21 protein-coding genes are annotated in these 23,167 nt (G+C 54.4%); 16 read left to right on the plus strand and 5 right to left on the minus strand.

Annotated elements, in window-relative coordinates; translation table 11 throughout:
* Positions 1 to 42: 42 nt before the first annotated feature.
* The gene (locus EYB48_RS04180; protein ID WP_202927666.1) at positions 43 to 936 is read right to left on the minus strand and encodes a PhaM family polyhydroxyalkanoate granule multifunctional regulatory protein; all 894 of its coding nucleotides are present in this window, start codon (positions 934 to 936) and stop codon (positions 43 to 45) included.
* A 203-nt stretch (positions 937 to 1,139) separates the two neighbouring features.
* Between EYB48_RS04180 and EYB48_RS04185 the strand changes: the two genes are divergently transcribed.
* The 9 genes from EYB48_RS04185 to EYB48_RS04225 all read left to right on the plus strand — a co-directional run bounded on the left by EYB48_RS04185 (position 1,140) and on the right by EYB48_RS04225 (position 11,546).
* A complete protein-coding gene (locus tag EYB48_RS04185; RefSeq protein ID WP_162019056.1) occupies positions 1,140 to 2,360 on the plus strand; it encodes a DUF3108 domain-containing protein in 1,221 nt (406 codons plus the stop codon).
* Positions 2,360 to 3,094 (plus strand): DUF3108 domain-containing protein, encoded by a 735-nt coding sequence (locus tag EYB48_RS04190; protein WP_162019057.1) that lies wholly within the window; start codon positions 2,360 to 2,362, stop codon positions 3,092 to 3,094. Before EYB48_RS04185 ends, EYB48_RS04190 begins: the two co-directional genes overlap by 1 nt.
* Positions 3,095 to 3,316: 222 nt before the next feature.
* Positions 3,317 to 3,823 carry a holo-ACP synthase gene (gene acpS / locus EYB48_RS04195; RefSeq protein WP_162019058.1) on the plus strand — a complete coding sequence of 169 codons (507 nt, stop codon included), beginning with the start codon at positions 3,317 to 3,319 and terminating at the stop codon, positions 3,821 to 3,823.
* A 16-nt stretch (positions 3,824 to 3,839) separates the two neighbouring features.
* Positions 3,840 to 4,079: an acyl carrier protein gene (locus EYB48_RS04200; protein WP_162019059.1), complete on the plus strand. Its 240-nt coding sequence runs from the start codon at positions 3,840 to 3,842 to the stop codon at positions 4,077 to 4,079.
* A 2-nt stretch (positions 4,080 to 4,081) separates the two neighbouring features.
* On the plus strand, positions 4,082 to 5,245 hold the full coding sequence (locus tag EYB48_RS04205; RefSeq protein WP_162019060.1) for an acyl-CoA dehydrogenase family protein: 1,164 nt from the start codon (positions 4,082 to 4,084) through the stop codon (positions 5,243 to 5,245).
* Between the two features lie 13 nt (positions 5,246 to 5,258).
* The gene (locus EYB48_RS04210) at positions 5,259 to 6,170 is read left to right on the plus strand and encodes an amino acid--[acyl-carrier-protein] ligase (protein ID WP_162019061.1); all 912 of its coding nucleotides are present in this window, start codon (positions 5,259 to 5,261) and stop codon (positions 6,168 to 6,170) included.
* Positions 6,167 to 7,162, plus strand: a complete 996-nt coding sequence (locus tag EYB48_RS04215; RefSeq protein WP_162019062.1) for a DUF1839 family protein — start codon at positions 6,167 to 6,169, stop codon at positions 7,160 to 7,162. Before EYB48_RS04210 ends, EYB48_RS04215 begins: the two co-directional genes overlap by 4 nt.
* Complete coding sequence (locus EYB48_RS04220) at positions 7,159 to 9,726, plus strand: glycoside hydrolase family 2 protein (protein WP_162019063.1); 2,568 nt, start codon at positions 7,159 to 7,161, stop codon at positions 9,724 to 9,726. Before EYB48_RS04215 ends, EYB48_RS04220 begins: the two co-directional genes overlap by 4 nt.
* Positions 9,723 to 11,546: a serine aminopeptidase domain-containing protein gene (locus EYB48_RS04225; protein WP_162019064.1), complete on the plus strand. Its 1,824-nt coding sequence runs from the start codon at positions 9,723 to 9,725 to the stop codon at positions 11,544 to 11,546. The genes EYB48_RS04220 and EYB48_RS04225 overlap by 4 nt, the downstream gene beginning before the upstream one ends.
* On the opposite strand, the gene EYB48_RS04230 is transcribed toward EYB48_RS04225, so the two are convergent.
* On the minus strand, positions 11,494 to 12,795 hold the full coding sequence (locus EYB48_RS04230) for a lipopolysaccharide biosynthesis protein (protein WP_162019065.1): 1,302 nt from the start codon (positions 12,793 to 12,795) through the stop codon (positions 11,494 to 11,496). The genes EYB48_RS04225 and EYB48_RS04230 overlap by 53 nt on opposite strands.
* A gap of 107 nt (positions 12,796 to 12,902) precedes the next feature.
* Here EYB48_RS04230 and queC point away from each other — a divergent pair, with 107 nt between their 5' ends.
* The 3 genes from queC (at position 12,903) to EYB48_RS04245 (ending at position 16,038) form a co-directional block, all read left to right on the plus strand.
* Positions 12,903 to 13,625 carry a 7-cyano-7-deazaguanine synthase QueC gene (gene queC, locus EYB48_RS04235; RefSeq protein ID WP_162019066.1) on the plus strand — a complete coding sequence of 241 codons (723 nt, stop codon included), beginning with the start codon at positions 12,903 to 12,905 and terminating at the stop codon, positions 13,623 to 13,625.
* A 239-nt stretch (positions 13,626 to 13,864) separates the two neighbouring features.
* Complete coding sequence (locus EYB48_RS04240) at positions 13,865 to 14,608, plus strand: metallophosphoesterase family protein (protein WP_162019067.1); 744 nt, start codon at positions 13,865 to 13,867, stop codon at positions 14,606 to 14,608.
* Positions 14,609 to 14,610: 2 nt separating this feature from the next.
* A complete protein-coding gene (locus EYB48_RS04245; RefSeq protein WP_162019068.1) occupies positions 14,611 to 16,038 on the plus strand; it encodes a bifunctional serine/threonine-protein kinase/universal stress protein in 1,428 nt (475 codons plus the stop codon).
* An 89-nt stretch (positions 16,039 to 16,127) separates the two neighbouring features.
* On the opposite strand, the gene EYB48_RS04250 is transcribed toward EYB48_RS04245, so the two are convergent.
* On the minus strand, positions 16,128 to 17,282 hold the full coding sequence (locus EYB48_RS04250; RefSeq protein ID WP_162019069.1) for an alpha-D-ribose 1-methylphosphonate 5-triphosphate diphosphatase: 1,155 nt from the start codon (positions 17,280 to 17,282) through the stop codon (positions 16,128 to 16,130).
* Between the two features lie 681 nt (positions 17,283 to 17,963).
* On the opposite strand from EYB48_RS04250, the gene EYB48_RS04255 reads away from it, so the two are divergent.
* The 4 genes from EYB48_RS04255 to EYB48_RS04270 all read left to right on the plus strand — a co-directional run bounded on the left by EYB48_RS04255 (position 17,964) and on the right by EYB48_RS04270 (position 21,316).
* Positions 17,964 to 18,848, plus strand: coding sequence for an amino acid ABC transporter substrate-binding protein (locus EYB48_RS04255; protein ID WP_162019070.1), 885 nt, complete (start codon positions 17,964 to 17,966; stop codon positions 18,846 to 18,848).
* The gene (locus tag EYB48_RS04260; RefSeq protein WP_162019071.1) at positions 18,848 to 19,537 is read left to right on the plus strand and encodes a DUF1045 domain-containing protein; all 690 of its coding nucleotides are present in this window, start codon (positions 18,848 to 18,850) and stop codon (positions 19,535 to 19,537) included. Before EYB48_RS04255 ends, EYB48_RS04260 begins: the two co-directional genes overlap by 1 nt.
* Positions 19,538 to 19,624: 87 nt before the next feature.
* Positions 19,625 to 20,353: an alpha/beta fold hydrolase gene (locus EYB48_RS04265; RefSeq protein ID WP_162019072.1), complete on the plus strand. Its 729-nt coding sequence runs from the start codon at positions 19,625 to 19,627 to the stop codon at positions 20,351 to 20,353.
* 420 nt (positions 20,354 to 20,773) lie between these two features.
* Entirely contained in the window at positions 20,774 to 21,316 is a 543-nt protein-coding gene (locus EYB48_RS04270; protein WP_328823243.1) for a DUF2726 domain-containing protein, read from the plus strand.
* A gap of 15 nt (positions 21,317 to 21,331) precedes the next feature.
* Here the strand turns inward: EYB48_RS04270 and EYB48_RS04275 are convergent, their stop codons facing one another.
* Together EYB48_RS04275 and EYB48_RS04280 are read right to left on the minus strand one after the other, a co-directional pair.
* Positions 21,332 to 22,723 carry a CoA transferase gene (locus EYB48_RS04275; RefSeq protein ID WP_162019073.1) on the minus strand — a complete coding sequence of 464 codons (1,392 nt, stop codon included), beginning with the start codon at positions 22,721 to 22,723 and terminating at the stop codon, positions 21,332 to 21,334.
* A gap of 68 nt (positions 22,724 to 22,791) precedes the next feature.
* Complete coding sequence (locus EYB48_RS04280) at positions 22,792 to 23,034, minus strand: helix-turn-helix domain-containing protein (RefSeq protein ID WP_162019074.1); 243 nt, start codon at positions 23,032 to 23,034, stop codon at positions 22,792 to 22,794.
* Between the last annotated feature and the right edge of the window lie 133 nt (positions 23,035 to 23,167).

Genomic DNA, 23,167 nt, shown 5'->3' on the forward strand with positions numbered 1-23,167 from the left:
CCATGTTCTGTCAGTCAGCGGTTCGCTGATCTCCTTATATGATTATTTGGCAGACTGCTTCTTAGTCTTGAGCGGCACGCTGGTCTTAACCTGGGTGCTGGCAGCAGAACGGCTCTGTGTTTTTTTCGTGGCGACTGTGCCGCTCTTTTTGGCTGCTGTTGCAGGTTTGGCTGAACTGGCTTTGCTGACGGTGGCACGCGCCGCAGTTTTGCCCGAGGCTGGTTTAGCAGAGTTCGCGCGCTTCGTGCTGGCTGACTTGGCGGCTGGCCTGACTGAAGGCGATTTTTTTACAGCTTCCGGCTGTGCTTCTGCTGCTACGTTTTCGCTGCTGCCCGGCTCAGATTGCATCGCCTTACTGACCGCCTGCTTAAACTGATCCTGCAGCAAATTCCACCAGACCGCAGGATTAGAAAATGCGTTGGCGGACTCTTCAGCTGCAGATGTTTCCCGGCTGGCTGCGGTATCTGCTACTTGCGTTCCATCGGCGGCATCGGCTGCTTTTGCGGCTGCGGCAGGCGGCACTTCATCGCCGCTTTCACTGGCCACTTCAGTGTTCTTGTCACTGGCCGCTGACATCGGCCAGCCTGCGTTCGAAAATGCAGCACCGGCACTGGCTGCGGCGGCGGTTTCTGCAGCTGCCTGCTGCGCCTCACGCGTATGCTGCACAAAGCTGTCACCCAGCGACTGCAAAGCTGCCAGCGTGGCGCGCTGCACTTCCAGCGTCTGTATGGTACCGCGCAGCATATTCATGTTCACGTTCAGCCAGGATTCTACGGTCTTCAAATCCTGAATTTTCTTATCCAGTTCATCCAGCGACATCGGTGGCGCTACCATGCCAGGTACCTGCATACTGCCCCACAGTTTTTTAATAAAACCCAGGGGATCAGCCATCTGAGACATGCCGGGCGCTTCCGCACCGGTAAAGGGATTTTGCATGGGTTACTCCGGTTAATATCATGGATAGTCGCGCACAGTGATGTTCAACACTGTAGCCAGCCACTGATGCAAGTCACTGCTGCAGGTTAATGCTGTAATTCAGCGCTGCGATTCACTACATCCTGAAAGACAGATGAGCAGATTTCATCTTGCACCAGCCATGACAGTCCGTCAACTATGAAAACTCAAGTCGGGTGCATGCCATGCCCCCTTACGCGCTGTCTGTGAGCGCCAGGCAAATTCTGATCGCGACCGTCGCTAAGTCGGTTTACACTACGCCTATGTCCTCAACACCAAGCCAGATGATGATCGCGATGCCGCCCGGACGCATGCACTACCTGTGGTTTGCCGGCCTGGCGCTGGCGGGCCATCTGCTGCTGTGGCAATGGAGTACACCAGCCATCCGGCCAGCGCCCGCGGTCAGCCCTAAGCTGGCACCAGTGACGGTGCAACTGGCCGTCAAACCAAAGGTCACAGCAAGGGCTACGCCGCCTGCACTGCCACGTGCACGTGAAAGTACACGGCCCCAAATCGCAGCGCGCAGTCAGGCCATGCCTGCACCGCCTGCGGCCAGTGTCAGCTGGAGCGACAATAACGGCGCCGTAAGTACGGCATCGGAAGCAAGTGCGCAAACCGGTTCGCTCCATCAACTCAGTGAGCTCAGCAGCAGTATCACGCTCGATCCAGTCACGGTGCTGACACCACTGACCGAATCCGATCAAAGTCTGAGCTTACATGGCTATGCGGCAATAGCGCCGGACAACGCTGTGTTAAAGACTAAGCTGGTCAGCGAGAGCCCGGGCAAAAATCCAGTTTATGGCTTGGGTGAAATTACGTTTCAGATTCAGGATGGCCGTTATCAGGTGAAAGTCCAGGCAGGTCTGGATTTGTTGTTAACCACACTAAATCTGTATCAAATGCAAAGCGAGGGGAACTGGACGGAATTCGGCTTGCAGCCGCAGACCATGATCGAGAAACGGAGTAAGCGCAGCGAGACCGCCACCCACTTTCAGCACGACAGCCAGACCATCAATTTTTCGTCCAGCAATCGCAGCACCGCATTACAGGCTGGTGCGCAAGACCGTGCCAGCATTTTCCTGCAACTGAGTGCACTCGGTAAGGGCTCACCCCAGTTATTCCAGGCGGGACAGCAATTGCGGGTACAGGTGGCTGAAGACCGCGAGGCGCAGGAATTCCTGTTTCAGGTACAGGCCAAAGAAATCCTGAAAACCCGCATGGGCGAGCTGGAGACCTGGCATATCATCCGTCCGCCGCGTGCCGGAAAATATAACTCCACACTGGAAATCTGGCTGGCTCCCGGCAGGCAATGGTATCCGGTGCAAATCCGTAATACTCAATCGAATGGTACGGTCACCAGCCAATATGTGACCGCCATCCTCAACCCCGAGAAAGGAAGTTCCTGATGTCTCACGCAATCATCCGCACTCTGCTTGGCGTATGTCTGTGGCAAAGTCTGGCGGCATTCGCAGCAGACAGTTTTCCGGCGACCCAGCTGGCGCCTGCGGCAGAACTGCAATACAGCATCAAAGCCAGACAAAGCGGCTTGAGTATAGGCGGCTCAGCGCTGGTACGCTGGCAGCAGCAAGATGGAAAATACAGCATACACAGCGAAACCCGCGCGGTACTGGTTGGGAAAATTCTAACCACCAGTAGTCAGGGCAGCATAGATGAACAGGGTCTGGCACCTGAGCTGTTCACAGAAAAACGTTTCGGCAAACCGGAAACCCAGACTATCTTTGACCGCCAGAATAAAAAAATCAAATTCAGCACTTCAGCCGAAACCTATCCGATTAAAGGTGGAGAACAGGATCGCAGCAGCGCGACCTGGCAATTGATCGCCCAGGCCAGGGCGGCCAGTACCCATTTCACCACCGGCAGCGAATGGAAAATGTTTGTTGCGGGCCGCCGGGATGCAGAAATCTGGACCTTCAAAGTAGTAGGTACAGAAAACGTACGCACCGCGCTCGGAGAATACCAGTGCATCCATATCAGCAAGGCGCCACCGCCTGACTCCAAAGATCAGCAACTCGATATCTGGCTTGCGCCTGGACTCAACTGGTATCCAGTGCGGCTGCGCTTTAATGACGCAGATGGTGACTTTGTCGATCAGGTGCTGGAAAGTGTCACCAAGCTCTGAAAATAGTGAAAAAAGCAGACATTTCGCTGTATCCATTTTCGCTTTACTTTCCACGTGGAAACTAAAGGAAATTTCAAATTTCATACACCTTGTTAAAAAAGACGGAATAATTTCCACACGGAAAATATTCCGTCTTTTTTTTATAAAACTTGACAGTTTTTAACTCAAAAAAATTGTCTATCGGCTATCCTATTACCTTTAGTTACACTTTCGCAGGCTGCCATGTTAAGCGCCACGGATTTTCCACATTTTTCAGTTCGTCGACGCCGCTCTGCACAGCAACATGGAGCTGGCACCGTGGTGGTTGGCACCGACCTGGTATGGATACCTGAAGTCGCCAACTCAGTTTCCCGCTTCGGTCAACGCTACCTGAATAAACTGTTCAGCGCCACTGAATTGCGTGACTGTGAGGGCATACCAGAGCGCCGGTATGCCAGCCTGGCTGCACGCTTTGCAGCGAAAGAAGCCGTCATGAAAATTCTCGGCCTGCACGCTGATCAAGCGATCCCCTGGCGCGCAATCGAAGTGATACGGCCCCGTGGAACATCACCTTCGATACGCCTGCACGAGCCGGCTATCGCGCTGGCCAAACAGGCAGGCATAGATCACTGCGCACTCAGTATGAGTCACGACCACGACTATGCAACAGCAACCGTCATCGCAACGAGATCTTTGAAAAAATCGGCTCGCAGTTGCAGCAAAGCTTCTCTCTCTTCCCCATTTCATTGATAAAAAAGGTTAGCCCATGAGTAAAGAAAAAATCCGCCAGGTTCTCAAGGAACAAGGCAAATTCAGCACTGACATCGACAGCCTGTCTGATGACGCAGATTTGTACGAAGCTGGCATGACTTCACATGCCAGCGTGAATGTGATGCTGGCTCTGGAAGATGCCTTCGATCTGGAGTTTCCGGACCGCATGCTGAAACGCAGCGTGTTTGAAAGCATCAATGCGATTCATGCCGCCATTGAAGAATTGAGCGCCTGATCATGCAAAGCTCTTCACTCATTCAAACAGCACGCCTGATAGCCAAAGACTTTGCTGCACCCCATGCGGATGCAGTGGATCGTGATGCACGTTTTCCACAAGCAGCGATAGACGCATTAAAGCAGGAAAAATTGCTGAGCGCCTATATACCGGTTGAACTCGGTGGCGCAGGTGCCAGCCTGAGTGAATTAGTGGAGATCTGTGAAATTCTGGGGCGCCAGTGTGCCGCCACCGCCATGATATTCGCGATGCATCAGATTCAGGTCATCACCCTGGTCGAACATGCTGCCGATCACCCCTGGTACCGACAATATCTGCAGGATCTGGTCAAACATCAGTATCTGATTGCTTCGGTGACTTCTGAAGTCGGCGTCGGTGGCGAAATGCGCCGCAGCCGTTGCGCGGTCGAGCTCAATGGCGATCAGTTCAGTCTGGTGAAAGATGCCACCACAATTTCCTATGGTGCCCAGGCCGATGATTTGCTGGTCACGGCACGTCGCCATGCTGACGCTGCCAACAGCGATCAGTCACTGATCCTGGTACGCAAAGCAGATTACACGCTGGAGCAAAAAGGAAACTGGGATACCATGGGTATGCGTGGCACGTGCAGCCCGCCCTTCCTGATGACGGCCAGCGGCCATCGCGATCAGATTATGGAAGTTCCTTTCGGCGATATGTCTGCGCGTACCGTGGTGCCGGTATCGCATTTGCTGTGGGGCGGTTGCTGGCTGGGCTGCGCCACTGCGGCGGTCAACAAGGCACGCAGTTTTGTACGCGGACAAGCCAGATCCAATCCCGGTACTGTCCCGCCAACTGCACTGCGCCTGGCGGAATTAGTCAGCATGCTGCAAAGCCTGCGCACTTCAGTGCAGGCTTGCCTGACCGAATACGAACAATTATCCGCTGCCAGCGATGCCGCTACCGGCCCGCTTTCTTCGATTGCGTATTCCCTCAAAATGAATAATCTGAAAGTGGATGCGACCCAGGCCTTGCCACAAATCGTGATCAAAGCCCTGTCCATCTGCGGCATTCTGGCCTATAAAAATGACAGCAAATTCAGCATGAGCCGTCATCTGCGTGACGGCCTGTCTGCCGCACTGATGGTGGGTAATGACCGGATACTGGCGACTAATGCCAACCTGTTGCTGGTTCTCAAAGACGACTGATAAAGGAAGCGCCATGTCTATCGATTTTTCTCCTGAAATACTGAGCAATGACCTGATCGCAGCCGGTCATATTATTCCTGTCGGCGTACAAGGCATATTTGGCCGCGGACCGGTGTTTGAAGAAGTACTGCGCCGCTTTGATGATTATGTCTCGCGCGTCGCGGCAGCCGATCAGGCCACCCGCATGTCTTTCCCGCCCTGCCTGGACCGCAAAGTGCTGGAACGCAGCGAATATCTGGACTCTTTCCCGCAATTGGCAGGCACCATATTCAGCTTTACCGGCAATGAAGCCCAGCACAAGGAACTGATAGAAAACGTGCATGAAGGGCGTCCCTGGACCCATTTGCAAACCATGACTGGCGTCTGTCTGACTCCAGCTGCCTGCTATCCGGTATATCCGAGTTTCACCGGTACCCTGCCCGAAGGTGGTCGTCTGGTGGATATGCAAAACTGGGTATTCCGCAATGAACCTTCGCCAGAGCCAACCCGTATGCAATCCTTCCGTGTGCGCGAGTTTGTGCGTGTAGGTACGCCGGACATGGTAGTAGCATGGCGCGATCTGTGGTTGCAACGTGGCCTCGATATCCTGCAATCGCTGGGACTGCCTGCGCACTCTGAAGTCGCTTCTGATCCTTTCTTTGGCCGTGGTGGCCGCATGCTGGCCGCGAATCAGCGTGAACAGCAATTGAAATTTGAAGTCGTGATTCCTGTCATTTCACAAGAGAAACCGACAGCGGTATGCTCCTTCAATTACCATCAGGATCACTTCGGCAAATTGTTTGACATTCAGACGGCCGATGGTGAAGTGGCGCATACCGCCTGCCTGGGTTTTGGGCTGGAACGGATCGTGATGGCATTATTCAAAACCCATGGCATGGATACCGCTGGCTGGCCTGCAGCGACACGCGATATTTTAGGCTTATGACTCTGCACGCCCTGCCCCCTATCGTACTGAGCGAGTACCGCCAGCACAGTCTGCACGGTCCGGATCGCGACTGGGCGGAAACCAATTGCTATATCGATGTCTGGGTTGAGGTTTTGCATGCGCAAGGCCTCAATCCGCTGGCCTGTTTGTCCATGGTATTTGCGAATGATTTCGACGGTGACCAGTGGACATTTTACAAGCCGCCGCATGAAGATTTGTTTGCGCTATACGGCATCGATGTGCAAGAACTCAATGTCTGGCGCGGCTTGCTGCCCAACGCAAGTGAGCAGCTCAGGCGCGGGCGGCTGGTGCTGACCGAAACCGATTCGTTTTACCTGCCGGACACGGCCGGCACTGACTATCGCAGCAATCACGTCAAAACCACGATCGCAATACAGGAACTCGACCTGGAGCAGCAACGCATGGGCTATTTCCACAATAGCAGCTACCATGAATTGCAGGGAGAGGATTTCATTGAGACCTTCCGCATAGGCAAGCCCTATGATCCGACGTTCATGCCTTTGTTTGCTGAATTCGTGCGCCTGGACCGGGTACAAATCAAAACCGAGCCTGAGCTTGCCGCGATCGCATTGCAGCTGCTGCGCAAACATCTGGCGCGCCGTCCACACGGCAACCCGGTTTCTGCATTTCTGCCGGTTTTCGTACAGGATGTGGAAGCACTTAAAGAACAAGGGATGGCGGCTTATCACGCGTATGCATTTGCCACCCTGCGCCAGCTGGGTGCCGGCTTCAGCCTCGGCAGCCAACATCTGCACTGGCTGCAAGCCAGTACCGGTGCCGATTTCAGTACGGCAGCACATGAGTTTCAGGCGATATCCGAAAACTGCAAAACCCTGCTGCTGAAAACTGCCAGGGCCGTCATGGGCAAGCGCGCAGTTGATTTAGCGCCACTGGTCAGCCAGATGGCAGAACACTGGGATCAGGGTATGCGTGCCTTACAACATAGTCTGGATCACTTAGCTTCCACATGAACGGGCATTACACTTCAGCCTCCGCTGTGCCTAGCCTGCAAGCGCTGCAGGCAGCGTGGCAAATGGCAATCGTCCATGCCGGGCGCTATGCACTGGCCAGCGAAGCGGAACAGGAATTTCTGAATGGCTATCCGGTACAGCCGCCTTGTACTGTCATTTCTGCACTGGCACAGGCGGGGGAATTTCAGTTTCAGGATTTGCAGCTGGATGATAAGGATGTCTGGTTCCGCTGTCAGCTGGATTTGTCGCCTGAGGCGCGGTTCCTGCATTTCGATGGTTTAGCCACGCATACAGAAATTTTCTGGAATGACAGGCTGCTGCAGCGTACCGATAATATGTTCCTGCGCTATACGCTGAATTTGCAGGAACTGGATGTACATGGTCAGGGTACGCTGGCCATACGCTGCTGCGCACTAAATACCGAACTGGCAAAAAAACGCCCGCGACCACGCTGGAAAACCCGCCTGGTCGAGCATCAGCAATTGCGCTGGTTACGCACCAGTCTGCTGGGCCGCATGCCGGGCTGGTCGCCACCGGTGCCACCGGTCGGTCCCTACCGTGATATCTGGATAGAATATGCGGCACCTGTAAGCCTGCGTGAAGTACAACTGCAGACGCGACTGTCGGCTCAGGATGGCGTGGTCAGTTTTTCTGCTACCTGTGTCAGCGAAGAACCGCTGCTGCAGGTCAGTCTGCATGTGGGCAGCTATACCCAGCAACTGGATTTACACCAGACGAGCGACTGCGGCACTGCGATACAAGGCGAATTACTGTTCCCCTCACCGCAGTTATGGTGGCCACATACCCATGGCAGACCGCAGTTGTACACCGCCTGCCTGGCACTGACCACGGCGCGCGGGCAAAGCCTGATTGCACTCGGTGAGCTGGGTTTCCGCCACATTCATGTCGATACCCGCGATGGCAATTTCTCACTGCATGTGAATGATGTAGCGGTTTTCTGTCGCGGCGCCTGCTGGACACCAGCCGATGTGCTGTCTTTGAATGCCAGCGAAGAAAAGCAGCGTCAGATGCTGACACTGGCACGTGACGCCGGTATGAATATGCTGCGCGTAGTCGGTACCATGGTGTATGAAAACGCGCACTTTTACCGGCTGTGCGATGAACTCGGCATCCTGGTCTGGCAAGACTTCATGTTTGCCAATATGGATTACCCGGTGGCCGACCTCGCTTTCGGTTTGCAAGTCTGTCAGGAAGCAAAATCTTTTTTAAGCCGCACCCAAACTTCTGCCTGTATCGCCGTCTTATGCGGCAACAGTGAAATCGAACAACAAGCCGCCATGCTGGGTCAGCCGCGTGAAAACTGGAGCAATCCATTTTTTAGCGAGAGCTTGCCGCAAATTTGTCAGGAGCTGCGGCCTGACTGTATTTACTGGCCATCCAGCCCCAGCGGCGGCGTGATGCCGTTTCAGGTCGACAGCGGCGTGGCGCATTATTTTGGCGTCGGCGCCTATTTGCGCCCGCTCGACGATGCGCGTCGTAGCGGTGTACGCTTCACTTCCGAATGCCTGGGTTTTTCCAATATGCCGGAAGACAGTCTGCTCGACAGTATGTCTGGACAGGGCGACTTCCCGGGTCTGCATCCGTCCTGGAAAAAAGCCGTGCCACGTGACCATGGCACAGGCTGGGATTTTGAAGATGTGCGCGATCACTATCTGCAGCAATTATATGGATCAGACCCGGCACGTCTGCGCTATGCCGAACGTGAACGCTACATCGCACTGTCACGCCTGACTAGCGGTGAAGTCATGGCACAGGCCTTACATGAATGGCGCCGTCACGGTTCCGCTTGTCATGGCGCGCTGATCTGGTTCTGGCGCGATCTGTGGGCCGGTGCTGGCTGGGGACTGGTCGATGCATCGGGTCAGCCTAAAGCAGCCTATTACTTTGTCAAACGTGCGATGGCAGCGCAACTGGTGTTCTTCACTGATGAAGGCCTGAACGGTCTGGCGATCCACGTCAGAAATGATGCGGCCAGCAGCCTGCATGGTAGCCTGAGTCTGCGGTTGACACGTCATGCCGACACCAACATCGCGGACATCAGCGTGCCGGTTCAGGTGGCGCCGCACAGCAGCATCATGTTACGTGCCGATGCCTTGCTGCCGCATTTCATGGATACCAGCTATGCCTACCGTTTCGGCCCGCCCGGTCATCATCTGGCCAGCGTCCATCTGACACGGGATGGTGAAAGCACGGCCTGCAGCCATGATCATCACTTTCCGGCGGCGCGCTTAGCCGGCATGGAAAGCGATGCCGGACTGGATGCCAGCTGGCAGCCGGAAGGCAATGGCATGCTGCGCCTGCATTTGAGCTGCCGCCGCTTCCTGCATGGTGTACAGCTACAAGTCAGCGGTGCCGAGGCACTGGATAATTACTTCCATTTAAGCCCGGGCCTTGTGTACACGGTCAGACTGCGTCTGCCTGGTTCTGCTGAGCAGGTCAAAGTGCAAGTCAACGCCATCAATCTGCTGTTTGCTGTGCGCATACGTCCGCCGGCTGAAGCATTCAATTCATCTCATCATAGCTACCCCGGGGACCAGGTTTGAATTCGCAACAATTTCCGAGCCAGCAGATTCTGTTCAGGCCTGAGGCATTCTGGTTCGGTGAACCGGAAGCACCGCTGATGGGCTGGTACCATCCCGCCCATCTGCGTGAAGCAGCTGGCAGTCGCCAATGCGGCGTGGTGCTATGCGCACCGTTTGGGCATGAATACATGGTGGCTTACCGTTCATATAAACATCTGGCAGAACGGCTGGCACGCGCGGGCTTCGATGTACTGTTTTTCGATTACCGCAATACTGGCGATGCAGGCGATCAGGCGGGTAACCGGATAGAACAGTGGCAGGCCGATATCCGTAGCGCCTGTCAGACGCTGCGCGAGATAGCGCAGGTGAATCAGATTGCTTTGTTCGGCTTACGACTGGGCGCCTTGCTGGCCGCCAGCGTGCTGCAGGAATGTGATGCGAGTGCGCTCATCGGACTGGCACCGGTGATCTCAGGCCGCGCCTACAGCCGTGAATTGCGGGTGTTACGTACCATGGGCGCTACCACGCAAGTCGAAGAAACTGACAGCGCACGCCAGGTGGGTGAGGATGAGCTGACTGGCTATATATTCGATGCAGAGATGCGCACCAGCCTCGCAAAGCTCGATATGCTGAACATGGCAGCGCCAGCCTGTCCGGTGCTGCTGATCGCCCGTGATGATGTGAGCGGTCAGGAAGGCAAGCTGAATACACAATGGCAGGAAGCAGGCACCAATATCACGCTCAGCAGTACACCCGGTTATGCTGCGATGATGCCTGGCGATGCGTATGAGAGCGTGGTACCCGATGAAATCTGGAGCGAAATTCTGGCCTGGCTCAGTCCCGCATTTCCCATCAGCGACAAGGAAATACCTGTCAGCAGCAGCCGGGAAACCAGCAAAATCCTGCACGTGGGGACGACACAGATTCAGGAAAAACTGGTGCAGTTCGATGGTTACACTGGTGTACTGAGTCAACCCGTGCATCCCATCGTTCCGCATTTACCTGCAGTCATACTGTGTAATATAGGTGCCAATCACCGGGTCGGCACCCACAGGCTGTACGTGCGTTTTGCCCGCGTCCTGGCGCAGGCTGGCTTTCCGGTATTACGTTTTGATAAAGCCGGGATCGGTTATAGCAAGGCTACGCCGCAAGACACAGAAAACGATGTCTATGCCGATGGCGGCGTCAACGATATCCGGAATGCCATGTATTTCATGGAAAACAGCGTGTATTGTGAAGGTTTTGTCGTCGCAGGTTTATGCTCTGGTGCTTACTTCGCCTACCTGAGTGCGCTTGAGGATCAGCGGGTGCGCGGTGTAGTGCTGATGAATCAGCTGGTGTTCGAATGGCATGCCGGTGACACCATTACTGCGCGCAAACAGGAATCGATTAAATCCACCCATTTCTATGTCAAGGCAGTGCGTAATCTGCACACCTGGAAACGCCTGTTCAAGGGCGATATCCGGCTACGCCAGATCATACGCAAGCTCAGTGAACGGGTAGGAAAACGTCTGCGCACCATTTCTCAGGCGCTGATAGGAAAACTGATCAAGGACCACCATTTCTTAGGCAAGGTGGCCCGCCAGTTCCGTCAGCTGGATGCGCGCGGCGTAGAAGTCATGCTGATCATGGATGCAGGTGACGCCAGCGTCGATCTGATGACGGAGAATCTGGGGCGGCATGGCGTGTTGCTGGGTGACAGTGAAAGGATACGCCTGACGATATTCAAAGGCGCTGACCACACGTTCACCCCGCTATGGACGCAGCAGTATGTGAGCGATCTGCTGGTCAGCCATTTGCAAGTGCGTTTTCTGCCTGCCTCCGCAACGAAGGCAGAATAAAGCGCCAGACCACCACTGTCTCAAACACCTCGACGCAAATTAAGGCCACAATTGCACCCGCGCTGGCCCAAAAAGGCATGGTCAGCGTCGTGATCGCGATCACCAGCACCAGCGTCACCATGCCCAGCTTAAACATAGAGCGGAATGCGCCGCCACTCATGAGCCACGAAGTGCCGATAGTGCGTACCGCATTTACTGCAAAGTAAGCGCCCCATAACATGATCAGCAAATCCAGTCCGGCGTATTTATCTTTATCAATGAAATGTGTGTGCAGCCAGGGCAAGGCCAGCAAGAGTACAGTGACAAAACTGAATACCACCACCTCTATACCGATCACTGACATCAAAGTCAGCTTACGCAAGCCTGCCCAGTTATGCTCCTGCATCAGACGCCCGGCCTCTGGCCGCGCTACCCGGGTCCAGGCTGCTACTGCCAGCGGTATCGGCATCAGCAACAGACGCGAGGCATTCAGATCTGCAATCGCTGCCGCCCCCAGCATCGCGCCTGACAAATAAACATAACTGTAATTGGACAGCCATCCCACCAGCGCACCGGCGACCGCCCAGCGCCCATGACTGCGTATGGTTTCCTGATGCGCCTGCAGGGTTTCCTGGTCATGGGCTTCGATCGCTACCTGGGTCGCTGTCAACTGCATCAGTGCGCCGCGTCCGTATAAGGCGGCCAGCAGGGAAGCAGCGGATAGCACCAGAAACAAGGGCAGCAGCGCCAGGCATTCAAAGTGCAACAAGCCGGTCAGACCGCTCAGCACCAGCAAGACATACACCACATCCTGACGCAGCACCTGGGGAATCGCAGACTGGATAAAGCCGACAGTGCGGCCGTATTCGCGCAAGCCATTGCCGATCACATACAGGCCAAATGCTGCACCCAGCCCCCAGCTTTTTTCACCATAATGGGTGGCTGCAGGAATAAATTCGACTACCACAAAGGCGATCACCGCCATCACCAAAGTCCAGATAATCTGGCGCATCCAGAAAGTACGCAGCAAATGGCGACGGGTATTTTCACTGACCACACTGGTCACTGTGGTCAACGGCCCGGCAATCCAGGAGTCCACCAGCAAACCTGCCAGCAAACCACCCGCATACAGCTGTCCATATAAGCCGTAGTCTTCTTTGGCTACTAAACGGATTAATAAAGCGCCAATCAGAAAATTCAGTGCGCTGAGCAGGCCCTGATCAATGACAGATAAGATGGAGGAAGAAAGAAATTTTTTATGAAAACTCATGGGCTTGCGTTAACATTGGACTCAACGCTCACCATAACATTGAGGGAAGATACTGGGAAGAACATTCCGGCATATTACATAAAACCCTCAGTTTTTTACTTTACGACATGAACAATTTACTTACTTCTGCTATGACGTCCGATACCGCACTGGTTTTATTCAGTGGCGGTCAGGATTCGACCACCTGTCTGGCCTGGGCGCTGGAGCGCTATGCGCGGGTGGAGACCATAGGCTTTGATTACGGCCAGCGTCATGCGATAGAACTCACGGTCAGACCACAGTTATTGTCACGCATTCGTGATATCCAGCCCGAATGGCGCGAGCGGCTGGGTGAAGACCATATGATAGATCTGTCCCTGATTTCTCAGCTGTCCCATACCGCGATGACAGAAGATATCGCGATCGAGATGCAGGAAAACGGCTTACCGAATACTTTCGTACCCGGCCGTAATCTGATGTTCATGATGGTGGCAGCGACGCTGGCTTACCGCCGTGGTTTGAATGTGCTGGTCGGCGGCATGTGCGAGACTGATTTTTCCGGCTATCCCGACTGCCGCGACGACACCATGAAAGCACTGCAGGTCGCGCTGAATCTGGGCATGGCGACCCGCCTGAAACTGGAAACACCGCTGATGTGGATTAATAAAGCCCAAACCTGGTCGCTGGCTGCGCAGCTTGGCGGTCAGCCTCTGGTGGATCTGATACGGCAGGATACCCATACCTGCTACCTGGGCGAACGCGGCGCGCTGCATGACTGGGGTTATGGCTGCGGCACTTGTCCTGCCTGTGAATTACGTGCACGCGGTTATCAGCAATACAGCGCCGCCTGACCAGCCGCCGTGTAAGTCTGGTGTTAGGCTGTGCCGCTACACTAAGTCTAAGGTAGGACTTACGCAAAACCGCCCCAGCTGCGTTATGGCTCCTTGTCGTACTATGCGTACTGCCTGCGTCGCCAAGCCTTGCCGGGACAATTTTGCGTCAGTCCTAAGAAGAAGCTGTTTCTGTCTGCAGAACGCGTAGTAAGCAGGCTGGCAGACTCTGGTTTTTATCACTTTTTTGACGGATCACCATGCTGCTTGCCTTAATGACCGATCTCCATGCCAACCGCGAAGCGCTGGAAGCCTGCCTCGCGCATGCGCAACAACAAGGCGTATCCCAATATGCGTTTTTAGGTGATCTGGTCGGCTATGGCGCAGACCCGGGCTGGGTGGTGCAAACCGTGATGGAGTATACAGAACGCGGGGCGCAGGTGGTCATGGGCAACCACGATGCGGGGCTGTTTCAGGAAGAGCGGCAAGGCATGAATCCGGTCGCGCGTCAGGTAGTCGAATGGACCCGCTCCCAGCTCAGCCAGACGCAGCTGGATTTCCTGCGCGCCCTGCCTTACCGGGTGGAGCTGGACGAGGTGTTGCTGGTGCATGCAAATGCCTGGGCACCCGATAAATGGGAATACATCGATGGTGTGATGGAAGCGATGCGCAGTATGCATGCGTGCAAAGCCCAGATCACCTTCTGCGGTCATGTGCATGCGCCTACCCTGTATCACATGACCATGACCGGCAAGACTGGCGAATTTCTGCCGACGCCGGAAAACAGCATACCGCTGTCGCGCCAGCGTCGCTGGCTGGCCATCCCTGGCTCGGTCGGGCAGCCACGTGATGGCAATCCGGCCGCTTGCTATGCCAGCTTTGATACCGAAACCCAGGAGCTGACTTTTTTCCGCGTGCCGTATGACCACGACAGCGCGGCGCAAAAAGTGCTGGCAGCTGGCTTACCGGCGACACTGGCGAACCGTTTACTGACAGGAAATTAGGCATGAACGCACGCAGCCTGCAGGCAGGAATGGAATTCGACGGCTACCGGCTGGAAGAAAAACTCCATACCGGCGGCATGGCAGCGTTATGGCGTATCACCGATCTGCGCGCACGCCATCTTGGCAAACCCGGGCTGGAACAGGCTGTGCCACCGCTGATCATGAAGGTGCCGCTGCTGTATTCCAGCGATGATCCAACCGCAATTGTGGCCTTTGAAGTTGAGCAGATGATTATGCCCAAACTCAAAGGGCCGCATGTGCCGCGCTATTTCGGCTCAGGTGACTTTGATGCCCAGCCCTATATCGTGATGGAGCAGATCGCCGGCGAATCGCTGCGCAGTCGCTTTGAACAGGCGCCGTTACCGATAGAAGAGGTGGTCAGCACTGGCATACGGATTGCCTATGCGCTGCATGATTTGCATCGCCAGCATGTGATCCATCTCGATATCAAGCCCAGCAACATCATGTTCCGCAACGGCCTGGCGGTGCTGATCGATTTTGGTTTATCGCGTCACGACCGCCTGCCTGACCTGCTCGATGAAGAATTCCGCCTGCCGATGGGAACCGGCCCGTATATCTCGCCCGAGCAAGTACTGGGGGTACGCAATGAACCACGCAGTGACCTGTTTTCGCTAGGCGTACTGCTGTATCACCTGGCGACCGGCGAACGTCCTTATGGTCATCCGACCTCGGTGGCTGGACTGAAGAAACGGCTATACCGCGATCCTATTCCGCCGCGTCAGCATCGCCCCGACCTGCCGGCCTGGCTGCAGGAAATCATCTTGCGCTGTCTGGAAGTCAATCCTCAGGACCGCTTTGATACTGCCGCGCAGCTCGGTTTTCTGCTACAGAATCCCGATCAGCTGACCCTGACCGCGCGCGCTGGCAAGCAACAACAGGATGGCTATCTGGCGATGTTTAAACGGCGCTTAAAGGTGGCCGGTTCGGAACCGCTGTTGCAGCACACGGTGTCGGAACAATTAGCCAAGGCCCCCATCATCGTGGCCGCACTCGATCTGACCCATGGCTCAGAGGCGCTGGCTGAACAGCTGCGCCAGATCACACGCCGCATGCTGCAAACCGAACCCGGTGCACGGCTAGCCTGTCTGACCATACGCAAGACCAGCCGCATAGGCATGGATGAAAGCCTGATCCAGCAAGGTCAGAATATCCATGTCAAACAACTGGTTGATCTAAAACACTGGGCGCGGCCTTTGCAAATGGCAGCCGACAAAATCACTTTCCATGTGCTGGAAGCGCCCGATCCGGCGACTGCCATCATCGACTATGCGCATAACAATGATGTCGACCACATCATCATAGGCTCACGCGGCAGTTCAGCTTTGCGCCGCTATCTGGGCAGCGTATCGGCCCAGGTAGTGGCAGAAGCGAATTGCACGGTCACGGTAGTGAAGAACAGCGATAAATAAGGCGTTCAGGGCATTTTTGCCCCGACAGCCGCATATTTCCTTGGGTTTGATGTAGGCTGGACCGCTAAAACGGCTAAAACTGCTGAAACTCAAAACAACTGCCGTCCCTGTTTCCAGACGCCGAGCACGACTGGCATGCCATCAATCAGGCGTACCCGCAGGAAGTCGGCACGCAAGCCAGGTGCAATTTCTCCGCGATCTGTGAGCCCCAGTTTCTGGGCCGGATTGCGGCTCACTGTGGCGATCGCCGCAGGCAGGCTGTAATCGGCATTTTGTAAACAGAACGCCGCCTGCAGTAAGCTGGCGGGTACATAATCGGAAGAAAAAATATCGAGTAAGCCCAGTCTGGCCAGCTCCATGGCCGACACATTGCCGGAGTGCGAGCCGCCACGCACGCAATTTGGGCCGCCCATCACGATCGCCAAACCATGTGCGTGTGCTGCCTGCGCGGCTTCCAGCGAAGTCGGAAATTCGGATATCGTGACGCCATCGGCTACACCTTCCAGCACGTGCGCGAGCGTCGTATCATCGTGTGAAGCGAGCGGAATGCGGGATGCCGACTGGCGGCATAACTGCACGATCTGTTGCCGGTTTGCCGCCACATGACGCTGTTGCCGCTGCAGTGACAGCGTCAGCATCTGATCGACTTTTTCATGGCTCCAGCCACGTTTGCCAGTCACATGAGTGCGGTAATGATCGAGGTCCGTCCACTGACGCTGACCCGGCGTATGATCCATCAGCGACACCAGCCGCAAGCGTGCATCATCCAGGAAAGGTGTGAACAATTGCAGCAGATCCGGTTCTGCCAGTTCCAGCCTCAGGTGCAGCAAGTGGTCTGCACGCAACACTCCGGCCTGCGCCGCCTTGCTCAGACCCTGAACGCAACTGTGTAAGGTCTGGGTACGCAGGCTGTCCGGCTCGATATCCCCAACCGAAATCGCGTCCAGTACGGTGGTGATACCGGCTGCGACGATCTGCGCATCATGCGCAATAATGGCAGGCAAGACCGGCCAGTTGACCTTGGGGCGCGGCATCAGATGCTTTTCCATATTGTCGGTATGTAGCTCTATCAAGCCCGGCAATACATAGTCACCCTGCCAGTCTTCCCCAATCAGGCCCGCATTGCCAGCATGGATGTCGGCAAACTTACCCTGACTGACTGAAAGACTGCCCGTCATGGCCTGGGTCGCAGTCACAATACGGGCATTTCGTATCGCAATATCGGGAAGCGAAAAAGTCTCCATAACACGCCTATCTACAAAAAAATCTCGAAAAACACTAACACGTTTTCCTGAAGGAAATGTGTCTATGAATGAATATTGTTTATATTTGCAAATATTGTAATATTTGTAAATATCAGTCTAATAATTCTTGTCTACTGGTATCTTTACTTACAGAATTTTTACTGTGCTTTGTGCGTTTTTTTCGTGAATTATTTCCTGAAAGGACTGATAACTTAGGGAAGATGCAGTGCGGGCGATGCTTGCAGCAAGAATACGCGCAGTCTGTACCAAGCGGTGTGCGTTGCCAGTTACTGCTGGTTATAGCTGTTATTGGCCGGAACTTCGCTGAGCTGTATCAAAGGTCCAACACGAAAATTCTATGACACTGCGCATACCTGTTTGTACAACGCTTAAGCTGTTCACAAGGATCGAGGGCCTGTTAACATTTAAATTGCGAGATGCGTTCAAGCCAAAACGTGAGCTGGCAAGGCGTGTGTCGCAGTCAGGGCTGGTGCCCCTGACAAGGCACGCAACGCAGTCCAGCACACGTTTTGGCTTGAACCCGGAGGGAAAGGGGGAAAACAGCCGCATGGCGTTGTTGCATCCCGCTGACAGTGATCACACTGCTGCGCGGGTTGCGCCTAGCCCTGCAACTGTTTTACCCCTTTCGCACACGTAATTTAACTGTTAACAGGCCCTAGTATGCAACGCTCTCTACACATCGCAGTCTTACTCAGTACCCTGCTCGCATCTGGCTTTGCCAGCGCCGCTGACACGGTCAGTAAAATTCGCAAAACCCAGACACTGAGCATCGGTGTGCGCGAGACGCCGCCGTTTGCGTTCACTGACAGCAATCAGCAAGCGAATGGCTACGCGATAGAACTGTGCAATAAGGTCGCTGATGCGGTGAAAAAAGAATTAAAGCTGCCCAATCTGAAAGTACTTTATGTACCCGTCGATTCGACTACCCGCTTCAGTGCGCTGACGGAAGATAAAATCGATCTGGAATGCGGCAGCACCACCAATAATGCCGAGCGCCGCAAAAAATACGGGTTCACGATTCCGCATTTCTTTTCTTCAGTCAAAGCGCTGGTACGCTCCGACAGCGGCATCAAAAACTGGAATCAATTCCGTAACCGGACTATCGTGACCACCAAAAGCACCACCACCGTGCAATTGCTGGCCCAGCATAACGACATTAATTCCCTCAATATCCGCCTGATCGAGGGCAATAGTGATCAGGAATCTTTCCGGCTGGTGGAAGAACGTAAAGCCGATGCCTTTCCTATGGATGATGTCTTACTCTATAGTCTGAAAGCAGAAGCGAAAAAGCCTGCGGATTTCATGGTGATCGGCGATCCTTTATCAATAGAGCCGTATTCCATCATGATGCGAAAAGATGATCTGGCCTTTAAAAAAATCGTGGATACGGAAATGCTGCGCATCATCCACGACGGTGAAATTTATAAAATTTACGAACGCTGGTTTATGCGCGCGATTCCGCCCAAGGGTGCGAATCTGTCCATGCCTATGAGTTTTTTATTGCGCGATTCATTGCGTTTTCCGAGTGATCAGGTAGGTGACTAATGGCCCGTTACGCGCTTTACTTTTCCCCCGTATCCAACCCGGTCTGGCTGCAAGCCGGTAATCTGTGGCTGGGCCGCGATATCCGTGACCTGCGGGAGGGACAGCAACTGCGCGTAACTGACGTCGCGCCCAAGGTCTTACATACCCTGACGCGCGACGCCAGACGCTATGGTTTTCATGCCACGCTGAAAGCGCCTTTCCGTCTGGCGGAAGGATATCAGCGTGCCGACCTGGAACAGGCGCTGCAAGCCTTCTGCGCCAGCCGCAGCGCCATCACCATCCCCTCGCCTCAGGTCAGCCGTATGGGTCAGTTTCTGGCTTTACGGCCGCAAGGGGATGAAAGTCAGATCAATGCCCTGGCCATGCACAGTGTGCGTGAGTTTGATCATTTGCGTGCACCACTGCGTCCAGAAGAACTGGCAAAGCGGCAGCAACAGCAATTGAGTGCGCGCCAGTTACGCCTGTTATCGCACTGGGGTTATCCCTATACCGAAGAAGAATTTCGCTTTCATCTGACCCTGACCGATGCGCTCGATAACACGGATTCTGCCAACGCGATTTATCAGGCAGCACTACGGCATTTCGCGCTGACTGAACCACTGTGCATAGAAGGCATTTCGCTATGCTATGAAAGCGAAGCTGGCGCACCTTTCATCTTGCTGCAACAATTTCCATTCGCTGCAGGCTAAGCAGAGTCAGCCGCGCTGCTGTCAGCCTGACGTGTACAGGCTGCGGTTACAATAGCCGTTTTTCTACGCCCGGCCCTGGTTTTACTGATGACTGCTACCTCCCTGCCTCTGGTCCTGATACCCGGTTTCATGTGTGACGCACGCCTGTGGCATGCGGTACAGCCAGCGCTCGCCACACGGGGCCCGTTGATACTATGCAGCCCGCTGCAAGGCGACAGCATAGAAGCGATGGCGCTGCACGTGCTGCCGCAATTACCTGAGCAATGTCATCTGATCGGATTTTCCATGGGCGGCTATGTAGCGCGTCATTTAGCCGCCATCGCGCCCGAGCGGGTGCGTAGCCTGAGTCTGCTCAATACCTCGGCGCGCGCTTCGAGTGTGGAAGAGGTGCAAAGGAATCAGCAGCAAATCCGTATGCTGCAAACTTTTCCGTATCGCGGACAAACCCGCACGGCATTGCAGCGCGCAGTCCATCCGGCCCATCCTGAACGCGAAGCTTTACTGGATTTACTGCAGTCTATGTCACTCGATTTAGGCGTTGAGCGATTCCGTCAACAACTCGGCGTCATCCGTGCCGACGGCCATGCTGCGCTGGCGGCACTGCGCTGCCCTTTGCTGCTACTCGCCAGCCGCGACGATCAAATGCGCACGCTACAGGAAACACGCAATATGCAAGCCGCAGCACCACATGCGGTCTGCCATATTCTGGATGATTGCGGCCATATGTCGGTACTCGAACAAGCTGAGCGCGTCAGTCAGTTGTTGCTGGATTTTTTAAACCCAGGAGCCAGCATACTGGCCCGCACAGAGTGTTAACTGGTCTTATCTTTACCTAACACAGCTATTGTTTCTCTCTACATTGCATAGGCTCGCATGCTGTGCCGTTACACTGAGGCACACAGCAAAGTTTGCCCTTGGTTCCAGATTTAGCCTGATCCGCCATCTCCCTTATTCAGCAAGCCATCCCCTAACTCATTCAGATAAAAATCATATTTTTATAATTTTTGCAACAATCAAACATTCCGTCTGGAATACGCAAGAATACGAATTAAATATGGAAAAACCATGCATTTTTCCTTAATACATCCAATCTAATGCCTGCATTCAAAAGAAAAAATCGAAATATTTATTTGTAAATATCAGAATAATTACTAAAATGATATTGCCAAGTAGTTAGCAATACGTCAATATGTGATTAATGTCTTTTATTTAACTAAATCGGGATTGGAGTCTATTGTGAAATATCTTGCTTTTACCCTGACGCTGTTGCTGCTGATGTGGATAGCCAGCCGTCTGATACGCAAACAAGATCAGCCTGAATTTGCCGATACTAACTGGCCTTATTGCCTGCGCCGTCCGCTTGGTGCAGCAGAACAGATTTTGTTCCACCGGCTGACGGCTGCTTTACCCGAGCATATCGTGCTGAGCCAGGTACAGATGTCGCGCATACTGGGCGTTAAAAAGGGGGCTAATCTGCTGGAATGGCATCAGCGTATTAATCAGCTGAGTTTTGACTACGTGATCTGCAATAAAGACTTTTCTGTGCTGGCAGTGATAGAACTGAATGATGGAAACGAGAATGCACATCGTCACGAAACCGACTATCAAAAAACCAAGGCCTGTAAAGATGCGGGTCTGCGCCTGATACACTGGCACGTCAAACTTTTGCCCGATGAAGCTGCGATCCGCGCTGCCTTTTCTGAACCCGTGATCACGCGCAGCGCCCACCCTGAACAGCTAGACCGCGAATTCAAACAGATTGTGGCTAACGTTCTTTAAGCCAGGCCTGCCACTTTATGTACCCTGCCCCCATTGCGGTACATGGGTACCGCGTGGCATCGCCGGCAGGAAAAAGTAAGGCTGACAAGCCGGCATGTGTTCCACCGGACGAATCGCCTGCATCTGACCGAAGCCAGAGGCAGTGATTTCAGAATACGCTGCAATTTCTGCGGCCGTTAACTCAGCGTCATGTGCGTTCAAGGCGTATCTGGGCAGCGATTGCAGCAATCGCCCGGTCTGGGCCAGTGATACGCGAACCTGCCAGCTGCCGCCCTCGGTCGCTCTGCGGTGTAAGGCAATCATCGTAGCGAATGCCGCCAGATAACCCGTTGCATGATCCAATGCCTGACAGGGCAGCTTGCCAGGTCCGCTCAGATGTGCCGCCTGACCCTCAGTATCCGCGATTCCGCTGGCCGACTGCACCAGACTGTCAAAACCACGTCTTTGCGACCATGGCCCCTGCTGCCCATATGCGGACAAACCGACCACCACGATGCCGGGATAACGTGCAGCCAGGGTTTCTGCATCCAGCCCAAACTGTGCCAGTGCACCTGGCCGGTAAGCTTGCAGGAATACGTCGGCATGTTGCATCAGCTGTGCCACTTGCTGCAGTCCTGGTGCACTACGTAAATCGATGCGGGTATTACGTTTTCCGCGCCCGGTATCCATCACCAACAAAGGAATTTCCGGCAAATGGGCAGCACCGACCGCAAGCACATCGGCACCATGCTGCGCCAGCGTGCGCGCAGCCACCGGCGCTGCGATCACACGCGACAAATCCAGCACCCGAATCCCCAACAAAGGGCGGGTGGCCGATGGCAAACGCTGTACTGGCGCATCGCCGATACGGCGAATTTCAACTACAGGCAAAGCCGCGATGGCCTGCGCCTGCGGATGCTGCGCCCATTCCTGCTCAGTGCGTATCATGGCAGCGCACATACCAGCCTGCGCTAACACCGCTTCCAATTCCTCTGCCTTCCAGCGCAGGATGGCGGCGGCCACAGCCTCCCGTGTCGCCGCACTGTCCAATACCTGCAAAACACCGGCGCTGTGATGTGGAAAATGAGTGTGCAATTGTATCCAGCGCCCATCACCGGTTGGATAGTAGCCGGTCAGCGGACTCCAGGTATCTTCAGGTACCTGGCTATCGATACGCAGATAGCGTTCGCTGCGAAACATCGCCAGTGCATGACGCTGGTCGACACGGATTTGCTGCTCTACACCGCCACGCGTTTCCCACAGTTGCTGCGCTGCCAGCGCCTGTGCCGCAATACTGGCCGAAGCCAGCGTACCGACTGCGAAAGTCGATGGTAACTGGATATCGCTTCCAGTGAATTGCAGGCGCTGACAAAAATCGACATCCGCCCCAGCCTGTGTCCACAACTGCTCCAGCAATGCGTGCGCCATACCATCCTCCGTGACGATAAAAAGCTGTGAGCATTGATGATCGCATAAATATCGCTACTGAATACCGATCAGTTTTCCTTATTGTGTGAATTTTCGTTGCCTGATGCTGACGGACTGTAAGCCAGGATATCACCCGGCTGGCATTGCAGAACTTCACAAATTTTTTCCAGGGTATCAAAGCGTATCGCTTTGGCCTTACCGGTTTTTAAGACTGAGAGATTCTGTGGCGTAATTTGCACAGCTTCAGCCAGTGTATTGAGTCGCATTTTTCGTTGAGCAAGTACGACGTCCAGATTAACAATTATCGCCATCACTGCTCCTCAAATGACCAGTGCTGCATCTTCATTCAGCTCTGTTCCAATTTCTAAGGCCCAAACAAGCAACTTCGCGATACCCAAATTTACAAGCTCAACAAACAAAGAATCTGCAAAGTTTGTCCAAAGT

It is taken from the genome of Cognatundibacterium crateris (genome assembly GCF_010078235.1).
GTDB classification, from domain to species: Bacteria; Pseudomonadota; Gammaproteobacteria; order Burkholderiales; family Burkholderiaceae_D; genus Undibacterium; species Undibacterium crateris.

What these genes read in the sequence shown, in the direction of transcription:
- EYB48_RS04180 (WP_202927666.1), bottom strand. Translation starts at nt 936, where the DNA reads ATGCAAAATCCCTTTACCGGTGCGGAAGCGCCCGGCATGTCTCAGATG.
- EYB48_RS04185 (WP_162019056.1), top strand. Translation starts at nt 1,140, where the DNA reads ATGCCCCCTTACGCGCTGTCTGTGAGCGCCAGGCAAATTCTGATCGCG.
- EYB48_RS04190 (WP_162019057.1), top strand. Translation starts at nt 2,360, where the DNA reads ATGTCTCACGCAATCATCCGCACTCTGCTTGGCGTATGTCTGTGGCAA.
- acpS (WP_162019058.1), top strand. Translation starts at nt 3,317, where the DNA reads ATGTTAAGCGCCACGGATTTTCCACATTTTTCAGTTCGTCGACGCCGC.
- EYB48_RS04200 (WP_162019059.1), top strand. Translation starts at nt 3,840, where the DNA reads ATGAGTAAAGAAAAAATCCGCCAGGTTCTCAAGGAACAAGGCAAATTC.
- EYB48_RS04205 (WP_162019060.1), top strand. Translation starts at nt 4,082, where the DNA reads ATGCAAAGCTCTTCACTCATTCAAACAGCACGCCTGATAGCCAAAGAC.
- EYB48_RS04210 (WP_162019061.1), top strand. Translation starts at nt 5,259, where the DNA reads ATGTCTATCGATTTTTCTCCTGAAATACTGAGCAATGACCTGATCGCA.
- EYB48_RS04215 (WP_162019062.1), top strand. Translation starts at nt 6,167, where the DNA reads ATGACTCTGCACGCCCTGCCCCCTATCGTACTGAGCGAGTACCGCCAG.
- EYB48_RS04220 (WP_162019063.1), top strand. Translation starts at nt 7,159, where the DNA reads ATGAACGGGCATTACACTTCAGCCTCCGCTGTGCCTAGCCTGCAAGCG.
- EYB48_RS04230 (WP_162019065.1), bottom strand. Translation starts at nt 12,795, where the DNA reads ATGAGTTTTCATAAAAAATTTCTTTCTTCCTCCATCTTATCTGTCATT.
- queC (WP_162019066.1), top strand. Translation starts at nt 12,903, where the DNA reads ATGAACAATTTACTTACTTCTGCTATGACGTCCGATACCGCACTGGTT.
- EYB48_RS04240 (WP_162019067.1), top strand. Translation starts at nt 13,865, where the DNA reads ATGCTGCTTGCCTTAATGACCGATCTCCATGCCAACCGCGAAGCGCTG.
- EYB48_RS04245 (WP_162019068.1), top strand. Translation starts at nt 14,611, where the DNA reads ATGAACGCACGCAGCCTGCAGGCAGGAATGGAATTCGACGGCTACCGG.
- EYB48_RS04250 (WP_162019069.1), bottom strand. Translation starts at nt 17,282, where the DNA reads ATGGAGACTTTTTCGCTTCCCGATATTGCGATACGAAATGCCCGTATT.
- EYB48_RS04255 (WP_162019070.1), top strand. Translation starts at nt 17,964, where the DNA reads ATGCAACGCTCTCTACACATCGCAGTCTTACTCAGTACCCTGCTCGCA.
- EYB48_RS04260 (WP_162019071.1), top strand. Translation starts at nt 18,848, where the DNA reads ATGGCCCGTTACGCGCTTTACTTTTCCCCCGTATCCAACCCGGTCTGG.
- EYB48_RS04265 (WP_162019072.1), top strand. Translation starts at nt 19,625, where the DNA reads ATGACTGCTACCTCCCTGCCTCTGGTCCTGATACCCGGTTTCATGTGT.
- EYB48_RS04275 (WP_162019073.1), bottom strand. Translation starts at nt 22,723, where the DNA reads ATGGCGCACGCATTGCTGGAGCAGTTGTGGACACAGGCTGGGGCGGAT.
- EYB48_RS04280 (WP_162019074.1), bottom strand. Translation starts at nt 23,034, where the DNA reads ATGGCGATAATTGTTAATCTGGACGTCGTACTTGCTCAACGAAAAATG.